The following is a 10,766-nucleotide window of genomic DNA, read 5'->3' as shown; positions in this document are numbered from 1 at the left end:
TAAGTTGAGGCGACAACTATGTTGACAAACACCGAAAACTCTTTTACTAAGTATAAATTAAGTTGCTACTTCATTATGCTATCTAATATTCAATTACATCTGAGTAATGTTGTTGGAGTTGGAGCAGTCCAGCTTGCTAAATCTTTATTACCCAGTTTGCTAAATAATAATCTTGTTTCTGTTTCACAGGTTATTTTGCCAGATCGCGGTGATTTGAGCTGCTTTGAGCCATCAGGACAATTAACTAATCATATTATTCATAAACGATTTTTGCCTAATTTTTTATCACGCTTTTTTGAATGCATAGTGCCCTATCATGTACCAAGGAATACAGCACTCCTGGTTTTAGGTGACCTGCCTTTGAACACTGAGGCTAAGCAGATTGTATTTTTGCAAACTTCTAATTTGGTGAGATATTTTAAACCATCATTGTCCATCGATTTTTGTAAATACCGAGCTGCGCAATATATTTTCTCCACAAACGAGAAATATGTTAATCAGTTTATTGTGCAGACAGATGTGATGAAACAAAAGCTAGAAGCATTTTATCCCTCTGTGTGTGGTCGTGTCTCTGTTCTCCCACAACCTGTACCTGCTTGGTTATCTCAATCATTTGTTAAAAGGGTTGGTCGAAATCATGATGGTGCGCTACGCCTTTTTTACCCAGCTGCTTATTATCCACATAAGAATCATTTATTGCTTTCAAAAATTGATAACCCAGAATATTGGCCTATTGAACAATTAATCTTAACGATTGATTCAGAAAAGAATCCGAATAAAAAATGGAGTTCTATTTCCTGCTTGGGTTTTATAAGACCTAATCAAGTCATCTCTTTTTATCAATCATGTGATGCATTGTTATTTCTTTCCAATGAAGAAAGTTTTGGCTTTCCTCTCGTTGAAGCAATGTATTGTGGTTTACCAATAATCTGTCCAGATTTACCCTATGCAAGAACTCTTTGTGGTGACGAAGCTATTTATTTTGAATCAAATAATATTGAGTCACTACGGGATGCAATAATTGATCTGGCAAATAAACTTGAGTCTGGATGGTGGCCGTGTTGGGAGCATGCTTTAGAGTCAATACCTAGCTCTTGGGAGTCTGTTGCTGAAGAGATGCTGAAAATTGCTATAAAAAAATAGCATGGCATTATCTTTTTTTATCTCTTATATAGAAATTCTCCAGTAGATCAGTGATAAGTCTTTTTGTCTGTTCATATCAATGAATAGATAATGTTAGGATTTTTTTCAATTCATTCAGTATTGTGGTCATTTAATTAGTGTTCTTATGAGTAATAAAGTAGCGTTAATCACGGGTGTAACAGGCCAAGATGGTTCATATTTGGCCGAATTTTTATTGGCAAAAGGCTACGAAGTTCATGGCATCAAACGCCGAGCTTCTTTGTTCAATACAGATCGTATTGATCACATCTATGAAGATCCTCATTCAAATAATCAAAATTTTAAATTGCACTACGGTGATTTAAGTGATAGTTCTAATTTAACCCGGATTATCAGTGAAGTGCAGCCAGACGAAGTCTATAACCTGGCAGCGCAGTCTCATGTAGCCGTGTCTTTTGAATCCCCAGAGTATACCGCTGATGTGGATGCTTTAGGTACTCTGCGGCTGTTGGAAGCAATACGCTTTTTGGGTTTAGAAAAGAAAACCCGCTTCTACCAAGCTTCTACTTCTGAATTGTATGGATTGGTTCAAGAAATCCCACAGAAAGAGACTACACCATTCTACCCGCGTTCCCCATACGCAGTTGCTAAGCTGTATGCCTATTGGATTACGGTGAATTATCGAGAGTCATACGGTATGTATGCTTGTAACGGAATCTTGTTCAATCATGAGTCACCTCGTCGTGGTGAAACTTTTGTTACACGCAAGATTACCAGGGGACTTTCAAATATTTCCCAAGGTCTTGAGAGTTGTCTTTATCTGGGTAACATGGATGCTCTTCGTGATTGGGGACATGCACGGGATTATGTTGAAATGCAGTGGCTGATGCTTCAGCAGGAACAGCCAGAAGATTTTGTTATCGCAACCGGTGTTCAATACTCCGTACGACAATTTGTAGATTTTACGGCCAAGTCTATTGGTATTGTTCTGCGCTGGGAGGGGAGTGGAATTGATGAGTGTGCGTATGTGGAGAATTTCAATGCTGATCATGCTCCTTCGCTGACCATTGGGCAGAAAGTCGTCGCGGTTGATCCTCGCTACTTCCGCCCTGCTGAGGTAGAGACTCTGCTTGGAGATCCGACCAATGCAAAGATCAAGCTCGGTTGGGAGCCTACCACCACCCTTGAGGATATGGTTGCAGAGATGGTTGACTGCGACTTGGCGAGAGCAAGGCAGCATGCTCTGCTGAAAGAGCATGGGTATGAAGTGAAAGTGTCCAGAGAGTGAGTGGCACCTTTATCCTCAAGGTACAGGACACGCTGGTTTCTTAAAAAGTATTAAATCTCTTCGGCGATATCCTTCGATATTCATAATCCGCACCAGCTCATGTGCCGGTGCATCTCTAATGAAATCATTATATGAAAAGAATTTATGTGGCTGGACACCAGGGCATGGTTGGATCAGCTATCATTCGCCAGCTATCACAACTTGGAGATGATGAGATTATTTACCGCGACAGATCAGAATTGGATCTGACAGATCAGTCTGCTGTACGACATTTTTTTCATTCAGAACAGGTTGATCAGGTTTATCTGGCAGCGGCCAGGGTGGGTGGCATCCACGCCAATAATATTTACCCTGCTGAGTTTATCTACGAGAACCTGATGATTGAGTGCAATATCATTCACCAGGCCTATGCTGCTGGTGTCAAGCAATTATTGTTTCTTGGTTCCAGCTGTATTTATCCAAAGCACGCTCAACAGCCGATGGTGGAAAGTGAGTTATTGAATGGTCATCTGGAAGCCACTAACGAGCCTTACGCCATTGCCAAGATCGCTGGCATCAAGCTGTGCGAGTCATATAACCGACAGTACGGAGTCGATTTCCGCTCTGTAATGCCTACCAATCTTTATGGTGAGAACGACAACTTCCATCCACAAAACAGCCATGTGATCCCGGCCATGATGCGGCGATTCCATGAGGCAAAGCTCCGGGGTGATAAAGAGGTGGTGGTCTGGGGAACAGGCACCCCCATGCGGGAATTTCTCCATGTGGATGATATGGCAGCGGCATGTATTCATGTGATGAACCTAGATAAGGCCATCTACAGTAAACATACAGAACCGATGATGTCCCATATCAATGTAGGCACAGGAGTGGATTGCACCATTCGAGAACTGGCGGAAACCATGGGGCAAGTAGTCGGGTTTGAAGGTAAGATTATTTTTGATACATCCAAGCCCGATGGTACACCGCGCAAGCTGATGGACGTTTCCCGCTTGGCTAACCTGGGCTGGGAGTCTTCAGTGTCATTGCAGGATGGCCTTGGGATGACTTATGGGTGGTTTTTGGAGAATGTAGCGGAGTTGAGGCAAGTGTAGTTGTGGGTTATGAGTTATGGGGCTTGAATTTAAGCTTGGCTTCTCGGCTCATGCTTCAAAACTCATCACTTAAAACAAACTCTTAACTCAAAACTAAAAACCCACAAGCAACTCACAACCCAAAACTATGTTACCTCTCGCAACCTTCAAAACCGTAGTAGCCTCAACACCCCTGGTCCCCATTGATTTGATCATTCGCAATAAACAGGGTCATGTGCTGCTGGGGTTGCGAAATAATCGGCCTGCTCAGGGCTACTGGTTTGTACCCGGAGGTCGCATCCAGAAAGATGAGCGTCTTGATGATGCATTTAGTCGTCTGGTATCGGTTGAACTCGGTACTGCGGCTGGATTCGATCAGGCCTCGTTCCTTGGGCTTTATCAGAATTTTTACCTGGATAATTTTTCCGTGGACTCTTTTAGTACTTACTATGTTGTGCTGAGCTATGAACTGATGCTGGAGATCGACCTGTGTGATTTCCCTGAAGAGCAACATTGTGATTACCACTGGTTTACCGTTGATGAGCTGTTGTCATCTAACCAGGTTCATCAACATACGAAAGATTATTTTCTATAAGTTGTGGGTATGAGCTGTTAGCTGTTAGTTATGAGCCGTGAAGTTACTATGTTCCATGGCACATCCGCTTACAACCCATAACTCACAACCCATAACTCACAACCCTTAATCATGACCCTAATCCCCGTAATCATGTCCGGCGGTACCGGCAGCCGCCTTTGGCCACAGTCCCGCTCCTTATACCCAAAGCAGTTTCTGCCGCTGGTGAATGAACAGACCATGTTGCAGAACACAATCACCCGTTTAGATGGCCTGGATTTCATTGCGGCTCCCATGGTCATTGCCAATGAAGAGCACCGCTTCCTGGTGGCAGAACAGTTTCGCCAGCTGGGGCGTAAAGCGTCAGCGATTATTCTTGAACCGGTTGGGAGAAATACTGCACCAGCAGTGGCACTGGCGGCTCTAAAAACTCAAAACTCATGCCTCATAACCCACAACCCACAATCCAAAAAAAACAACGACCCTATCCTATTGATCCTTGCTGCTGACCATGTCATTCAAGACGTACAGGCTTTCCATCAAGCCATTGAAGCGGCATTGCCTGCGGCCAGTGATGGCAAACTGGTAACATTTGGCATTGTGCCCACCCATCCGGAAACGGGGTATGGTTATATCAAGGCAGGGGAACAGTTAATAGGTGATAGGGAAAAGTTAATCGGGAATGAAGAGGGAGTAGTGGGGGAATCTACAGAATCTAAACTCACAGTTCATAACTCTTTACCCATAACTCATAACCCACCCCTCTCAATCCATAACTCATCACCCACAACGATCTACTCTGTAGCACAGTTTGTGGAGAAACCTGACCTCGAAACAGCCCAGGGCTACCTGGCTTCCGGGGATTATTACTGGAACTCAGGTATGTTCCTATTCAAAGCCTCCCGCTACCTGGAAGAATTAAACAAGTTCCGACCGGATATTCACGAGGCCTGCCAGAAAGCCATGGAAGCACAAAGTGCCGATCTTGACTTTGTGCGTTTGGATGAACTGGCCTTTAAGGCCTGTCCGGATGAGTCCATTGATTACGCGGTAATGGAAAAAACCACTGATACAGTAGTGGTGCCTCTGGATGCCGGTTGGTCCGATGTAGGTTCATGGTCATCGCTGGCCGATATTTCTGAAAAGGATGAAGCTGGTAACTCCACACTGGGTGATGTACTGCTTCATGATACCCGCAATACTTTCGTGCGCAGTGAGAAGAAACTGATTACTACTGTAGGTGTTGACGATCTGGTCATTACCGAAAGCGATGATGCCATCCTGGTGGCTCATAAGGACCGCGTGCAAGATGTTAAAAAGATTGTTGAGCGGCTTAAAGCAGAAAACCGGGCAGAGGTAAAACTGCATCGCAAAGTCTATCGCCCATGGGGTGCTTACGACTCTATTGATATGGGCGAACGCTTCCAGGTTAAGCGCATCACTGTTAAGCCCGGAGCACAACTCTCCCTGCAGATGCATCATCACCGGGCCGAGCACTGGATTGTAGTTAAAGGTACCGCACTAATTACCAATGGTGACCAGGAGCTACTGCTGACCGAGAACCAGTCCACGTACATTCCCATTGGTGCTGTCCACCGGTTGGAAAACCCCGGCAAGTTTGACCTTGAGTTAATTGAGGTACAGAGCGGCGGATATCTGGGTGAGGATGATATTGTGCGGTTTGAGGATACGTATGGTAGGGCGTGATTAGTTGTAAGTGAAGAGGTAATGGTTCATTTTGAATAGTCCAATTCCCCATTAACCATTCCCTCACAACCCATAACTCAAAACCCATAGTCCATAACTCACAATCCATAACCCCCCGTAAATAAAATGTCCAGATTAAACTGGAATACTATTGACCAGGTTTCTGCCGCTTGAAGTGCCAGTGCTCTGTAAAACCGGCCATCTTTTATCAAGAAACGGATGCGCGAAGAAGAGGATGCGGTGTATGGTGGTGAGATGAGTGCCCACCACTATTTCCGTAACTTTGCTTATTGCGATTCAGGGAGGATTCCTGGGTGCTGGTGGCGGAGTTGATGTCCCATAAGGGTAAGAAACTTTCTGAACTGGTGTCCGAACGCATTGCCCTGTTCCCATCCTCTGTCGAGATCAACAGCACCTTAGGTAATCCACAGGCGGCAATTGACTGGATCCTCTCAATTTACGAAAAGGATGCAGTAGCTATTGACCATACCGATGGTATTTCGCTGGATATGAGTGGCGGTTTAATTTACGACTTTCCAATACTGAACCGGTGATTCGCTTGAATGTGGAGAGTAGGGGGGATTACGATCTAATGCATAAGATGACGACTGAATTGCTTGATCTAATCAGAAGTGAATAGATGTTGTCATACCCTCTCCTTTTTGTATTTTGGCGAAATCAATAAATGAAGATATCCATTATTACGGTATGCTTTAATTCAGCATACACCATTGAAGACACTATTCTCTCTGTAATATCTCAGACTCATAAGGATATTGAGTACATTATTGTTGATGGTGGTTCTACCGATAACACTCTCGCAATTATTGACAAATACAGAACCAATATAAGCCATCTGATATCCGAACCTGATGATGGCTTATATGATGCGATGAATAAAGGCATCAAACTTGCGACTGGTGATGCAATTGGCATTCTTAATTCTGATGATATTTTTCAGGATAATAATGTCCTATCTCATGTTGCTACTACTCTTTCAGATTCAGCGATTGATGCTTGCTATGGAGACTTGGTGTACGTTTCTCAGCATGATGTAGGCCAGGTTGTCAGATTATGGAAGTCATGTAACTACGATGAAAGCCTGTGGGCTACAGGCTGGGTGCCAGCTCACCCTACATTTTTTGCGAAAAACAATGTGTATAAAAATCATGGCTTATTTGATGTGTCAAACAGACTAGCTGCTGATTATGAGTTTCTCATCAGAGTAATTGGTAGAGATAAAATCAGAGTCAAATATATACCTGAAGTACTGGTAAGAATGCGACTTGGAGGTGAAACCAACAAAAATTTGAAAAACATTGTTAGACAAAATTTCGAAATTATAAGAGCAGCCAAGAAAAATGGCTTCACTTTTTCTATAACCCGGTTTGTCATTAAAAAATTAAAATTAAAAATAAACGAATACAGAAATGCATCGTTGTCTTTGAAAGGAAACATTAGATGACCCAAAAAATATGCGTCACTGGTGCTACCGGTTTTATCGGCAATGGTGTTTGTAATTATCTTGACAATCTGGGATACGAGGTAATTCGTATAAGCCGAGATGAGAAGACAGGGTATTCAGCGGTTGGCAATATTGATAACAAGACAAATTGGAAATCTGTCTTGATAGGTTCTGAATGCGTTGTTCATTTGGCAGCAAGGGCTCATATTTTACATGAACAATCCTTGGACCCAAGAGAGGCATTTTTTAAGGTCAATGTAGAAGGAACTTTGAATCTGGCTCGTCAGGCGGTAAATGCCGGAGTGAAACGCTTTGTATTTATCAGTTCTATTGGCGTTAATGGAGAAACAACTACCAACCAACCATTTACAGAAAAGAGTAATGTACACCCTCAAAGCCTATATGCTCTTTCCAAACTGGAAGCAGAATCCGGGTTACGAAAAATAGAAAAAGAGTCAGGGTTAGAGGTTGTGATCATTCGGCCTCCGCTGGTATACGCAGCCAATGCCCCCGGTAATTTTCAAAGGTTGATGAAACTGGTCAGTTTAAATGTGCCTCTTCCATTTGGTCGGCTAAACAATCAACGCAGCTTTGTGGCTTTGGATAATCTGACTGACTTTATTGCTGCTTGCATACATCATCCAGCCGCAGGTGGTGAGACTTTCCTGATAAGCGATAGTCAACCTGTTTCTACTACTGAACTGATAAGATTATTATCGGAAGGAATGGAAAAAAAGGTTACCCTATTCCCATTCCCTGGCTCTATCATATGGCTTGGAGCAAGATTGATTGGCAAGAAAAAAATCTATCAGCAACTTTATGGTTCCTTAGTAATTGATATAACTAAGGCAGGAAACCTTCTTGGCTGGCTGCCACCGGTAGCCTTTGATGAAGCACTTAAAAAAGCAGCATCCGCTTTTCATCACGCAAAGGAAGATGGGAAGTCATAGCCGTGCTGGTTTCCGTTACAAAGTTCAAGAGGCCTCCCACTATAAATTCAGCAAGCAGATCGTTTATGTTACGTTTTCTAGATGTTGTATTTGCATTAATCGGTTTGATATCAGGTTCCCCAATCCTTCTACTGATCTACTGTATCGGCCTGTTCGATACCGGCTCTCCTCTTTTCCTGCAGGAGCGGGTTGGCCGACAAAAGAAACCTTTTACACTGGTTAAATTCCGGACCATGAAGGTTGATACTGCATCTGTAGCCAGTCACTTAGCCTCTTCATCATCCATCACTTCGTTGGGGCGATTTCTGAGAAAGACGAAACTGGATGAGTTACCCCAGTTAATTAATGTGTTAAAAGGGGATATGAGCCTGGTAGGGCCTCGCCCCAACCTTTTCAACCAGGAAGAGTTGATTGCCGCCAGAGACAGGCTGGGTGTTTATGATGTACTGCCTGGTATTACGGGTTTAGCCCAGGTTAACCATATTGACATGTCTACTCCTGAGTTGCTTGCTGAAACTGATAGCCAGATGATTAAAACCTTAACTGTTCGGAATTATTTTAAATTTATTTTCATGACGGTGACGGGGAGCGGTCAGGGGGATCGGGTGCGTTGAGCATCGATTTCCGTTGCCCGTAAAAGCTTACATCTCAGGGAGAATGCGGAAGCCGGGCGAAACCAGGGGTCATATATGGTCTTTAATTATGCATAACAAATGCCGTTTATGGTGATAAGAAAAGTTATTTGTATAATGAATGACCTTGGCTTACATGTATGTGGTCAGGCAAGTTTGCTTTATTAGTAGGTATTACCAAACGCTTTCCACCAGAGGCCTCTCTCAAATTACTATCTGCTGTAGTGTGGCACCGAGATGAATCGCTGTGGCGGTCATCAAAAGGTCCGCCGGATCATTATTAATGTTGTTGTCCAGTCCTGCCAGGGTTATCTCTTAAAGCTGTTTTCCGTAATCCGTAAGAGCGTTTTCTTATCTCTTTCGGACAACGGAAAGTAGACAACGACAATCAATCCCCCTCATGCTCTAGAAAAAGAGTCACCGGCAAATCAAACCGTTCAGCCAGGCTTTGTATCTGCCGCAAGTTCAGCGGTCGCCTGCCGTTTAATACTTCTGAAACAACACCCTGACTGCCAATCTCAGGCAGTTCGGCTTGAGTCAGGCCATGCTGGCACATTAATACTTTGATCAGGGCAATTGCGCCATCCTGTTGGTCCCACTGGGAAAGCACCGGGTCTGTCTGGTATTCATAGCGTTCTATTTTCTGGGCAATCATGTCCAGAAGGAGATTTCTGGGATCATTCGGGTTATCGCCGATGGTTCTGTAGATCAGTTCTGTGGCATCAAGGGCCTGTTGATATTCGTTTTCGTTATTAATGCCTTCCAGAAAGGGGGCAACTTCCAGTAAATGGTGAAAACGCCGGGTTAATTCGGCCATGCCTTTTGAATTGTTCAGGTTCACAGACTTCCTCCTTTTCGGCAGCGTTTGGTGATTTCATCGTACCCCTTGTGGTCAACAATGTGCTTTACAAAGAGCTTCTGACTCATAAAGTAAAGAATGCTAATCAGCCGGATGTGGTTACCGGCAATATCGATGACATAGGCATCTTTGTCATAACGAAAACGCTCTGACGTTTTGAAGACCTGTTTTAAGGAATGAACATCCACAAAGCTGTGTTTATTCAATACCTGATAGGTTTCCATAATGGCCCCGGCGTGCTGCGGGTACTTTCTTGCCGCTTCAGAGAACTTTCGCTTTGCAATAATATGCATGCATTGTTAACCTTATATCTCAATTTGAGATTTTGCAATTTTTACCGTCAATCCTTTTGGTATTTCATAGTAGTTCAGTTAAAGCCACTGTTCGTTTCCCGTTGCCCGTAATCCGTTAAGCGTTTTTTATCATCTTTTTCGGATAACGGACTAAGAAAAGCAGATAGCGAGTTTTGCCATTAATTTAATTAACGTGTATTCGCGGAATACTGCGGAACCAATTATGCCATTGCTCTGGCTAACGGTACTCTGGCGTTGGCCTTGGCGCTTAATGCCCTGAAGATTGGTGCCGGTGATGAGGTGGTGGTTACGCCCCGCACCTTTCTCGTTTCGGCCAGCAGTATTGCTAACGCCGGTGCGAAACCCATTTTTGCCGATCTGGATCGTGACTCCCAAAATATTACCGCCGAAACCATCCAGGCAGTGCTAATGGAACGCACCAAAGCCATTATTTGTGTCCATCTGTCAGGGTCCCGCTCTGAGGTTTACCTGGAAAAAGCGTTTGATAACATTGATTGCCAGCCCAAAGAGCGACTGCCGACTGCAAGGGAATTGGGAGAAACCAGTTTGATGTTTCTGGTGCATCCGACTTTGACCCAGGCTGAAATTGCGAAAACCTGTGAAGTGATTCAGCAAGTTATTAGTGAGGCTTCAGCTTAAACAATTTTGTTTACTTTCCTTTAAAGTCGTTTTCCGTTACCCGCAAAAGATAAGATAAATACTTTTACGGGAAGCTTGCCATATCATGGTCTTTAAATCGTACTTTAATTAATCATTAGGTAAACCCCCGGCTATGCCGGGGT

At 43.7% G+C, this 10,766-nt stretch carries 13 protein-coding genes and 1 pseudogene; 12 read left to right on the top strand and 2 right to left on the bottom strand.

Annotated elements, in window-relative coordinates:
• Window positions 1-18: 18 nt before the first annotated feature.
• The 11 genes from CX664_RS05575 to CX664_RS05535 all read left to right on the top strand — a co-directional run bounded on the left by CX664_RS05575 (window position 19) and on the right by CX664_RS05535 (window position 8,793).
• A complete protein-coding gene (locus tag CX664_RS05575) occupies window positions 19-1,143 on the top strand; it encodes a glycosyltransferase (protein WP_101745787.1) in 1,125 nt (374 codons plus the stop codon).
• 145 nt (window positions 1,144-1,288) lie between these two features.
• Window positions 1,289-2,410 (top strand): GDP-mannose 4,6-dehydratase, encoded by a 1,122-nt coding sequence (gmd, locus tag CX664_RS05570; RefSeq protein ID WP_101745786.1) that lies wholly within the window; start codon window positions 1,289-1,291, stop codon window positions 2,408-2,410.
• 131 nt (window positions 2,411-2,541) lie between these two features.
• Complete coding sequence (gene fcl / locus CX664_RS05565) at window positions 2,542-3,504, top strand: GDP-L-fucose synthase (protein ID WP_101745785.1); 963 nt, start codon at window positions 2,542-2,544, stop codon at window positions 3,502-3,504.
• A 127-nt stretch (window positions 3,505-3,631) separates the two neighbouring features.
• On the top strand, window positions 3,632-4,078 hold the full coding sequence (locus CX664_RS05560; protein WP_101745784.1) for a GDP-mannose mannosyl hydrolase: 447 nt from the start codon (window positions 3,632-3,634) through the stop codon (window positions 4,076-4,078).
• 111 nt (window positions 4,079-4,189) lie between these two features.
• Window positions 4,190-5,764 (top strand): mannose-1-phosphate guanylyltransferase/mannose-6-phosphate isomerase, encoded by a 1,575-nt coding sequence (locus CX664_RS05555; protein WP_244910626.1) that lies wholly within the window; start codon window positions 4,190-4,192, stop codon window positions 5,762-5,764.
• A 219-nt stretch (window positions 5,765-5,983) separates the two neighbouring features.
• Window positions 5,984-6,097, top strand: coding sequence for a hypothetical protein (locus CX664_RS27750; protein ID WP_338063468.1), 114 nt, complete (start codon window positions 5,984-5,986; stop codon window positions 6,095-6,097).
• Window positions 6,079-6,318: a hypothetical protein gene (locus CX664_RS27745; protein ID WP_276328473.1), complete on the top strand. Its 240-nt coding sequence runs from the start codon at window positions 6,079-6,081 to the stop codon at window positions 6,316-6,318. Before CX664_RS27750 ends, CX664_RS27745 begins: the two co-directional genes overlap by 19 nt.
• A complete protein-coding gene (locus CX664_RS27740; RefSeq protein WP_338063467.1) occupies window positions 6,315-6,404 on the top strand; it encodes a hypothetical protein in 90 nt (29 codons plus the stop codon). The genes CX664_RS27745 and CX664_RS27740 overlap by 4 nt, the downstream gene beginning before the upstream one ends.
• A 45-nt stretch (window positions 6,405-6,449) precedes the next feature.
• Window positions 6,450-7,229, top strand: a complete 780-nt coding sequence (locus CX664_RS05545) for a glycosyltransferase family 2 protein (RefSeq protein WP_101745782.1) — start codon at window positions 6,450-6,452, stop codon at window positions 7,227-7,229.
• Window positions 7,226-8,179 carry a UDP-glucose 4-epimerase family protein gene (locus CX664_RS05540; RefSeq protein WP_101745781.1) on the top strand — a complete coding sequence of 318 codons (954 nt, stop codon included), beginning with the start codon at window positions 7,226-7,228 and terminating at the stop codon, window positions 8,177-8,179. Before CX664_RS05545 ends, CX664_RS05540 begins: the two co-directional genes overlap by 4 nt.
• Window positions 8,180-8,244: 65 nt before the next feature.
• Complete coding sequence (locus CX664_RS05535; protein ID WP_101745780.1) at window positions 8,245-8,793, top strand: sugar transferase; 549 nt, start codon at window positions 8,245-8,247, stop codon at window positions 8,791-8,793.
• A 406-nt stretch (window positions 8,794-9,199) separates the two neighbouring features.
• Here the strand turns inward: CX664_RS05535 and CX664_RS05530 are convergent, their stop codons facing one another.
• Window positions 9,200-9,652: a helix-turn-helix domain-containing protein gene (locus tag CX664_RS05530; RefSeq protein WP_101745779.1), complete on the bottom strand. Its 453-nt coding sequence runs from the start codon at window positions 9,650-9,652 to the stop codon at window positions 9,200-9,202.
• On the bottom strand, window positions 9,649-9,963 hold the full coding sequence (locus CX664_RS05525; RefSeq protein WP_101745778.1) for a type II toxin-antitoxin system HigB family toxin: 315 nt from the start codon (window positions 9,961-9,963) through the stop codon (window positions 9,649-9,651). Before CX664_RS05525 ends, CX664_RS05530 begins: the two co-directional genes overlap by 4 nt.
• A 207-nt stretch (window positions 9,964-10,170) precedes the next feature.
• Between CX664_RS05525 and CX664_RS05520 the strand changes: the two are divergent.
• A pseudogene (locus tag CX664_RS05520) lies at window positions 10,171-10,623 on the top strand (DegT/DnrJ/EryC1/StrS family aminotransferase); the annotation flags it as partial.
• Between the last annotated feature and the right edge of the window lie 143 nt (window positions 10,624-10,766).

This window comes from Endozoicomonas acroporae (genome assembly GCF_002864045.1).
GTDB lineage: Bacteria > Pseudomonadota > Gammaproteobacteria > Pseudomonadales > Endozoicomonadaceae > Endozoicomonas > Endozoicomonas acroporae.
Note: the sequence above shows the minus strand (reverse complement) of the source record. Positions and strands in the feature narration are given on the sequence as shown.

Excerpts from the sequence above, each read along its gene's own strand:
- CX664_RS05575 (WP_101745787.1), top strand. The coding sequence starts at position 19 with ATGTTGACAAACACCGAAAACTCTTTTACTAAGTATAAATTAAGTTGC.
- gmd (WP_101745786.1), top strand. The coding sequence starts at position 1,289 with ATGAGTAATAAAGTAGCGTTAATCACGGGTGTAACAGGCCAAGATGGT.
- fcl (WP_101745785.1), top strand. The coding sequence starts at position 2,542 with ATGAAAAGAATTTATGTGGCTGGACACCAGGGCATGGTTGGATCAGCT.
- CX664_RS05560 (WP_101745784.1), top strand. The coding sequence starts at position 3,632 with ATGTTACCTCTCGCAACCTTCAAAACCGTAGTAGCCTCAACACCCCTG.
- CX664_RS05555 (WP_244910626.1), top strand. The coding sequence starts at position 4,190 with ATGACCCTAATCCCCGTAATCATGTCCGGCGGTACCGGCAGCCGCCTT.
- CX664_RS27750 (WP_338063468.1), top strand. The coding sequence starts at position 5,984 with ATGCGCGAAGAAGAGGATGCGGTGTATGGTGGTGAGATGAGTGCCCAC.
- CX664_RS05545 (WP_101745782.1), top strand. The coding sequence starts at position 6,450 with ATGAAGATATCCATTATTACGGTATGCTTTAATTCAGCATACACCATT.
- CX664_RS05540 (WP_101745781.1), top strand. The coding sequence starts at position 7,226 with ATGACCCAAAAAATATGCGTCACTGGTGCTACCGGTTTTATCGGCAAT.
- CX664_RS05535 (WP_101745780.1), top strand. The coding sequence starts at position 8,245 with ATGTTACGTTTTCTAGATGTTGTATTTGCATTAATCGGTTTGATATCA.
- CX664_RS05525 (WP_101745778.1), bottom strand. The coding sequence starts at position 9,963 with ATGCATATTATTGCAAAGCGAAAGTTCTCTGAAGCGGCAAGAAAGTAC.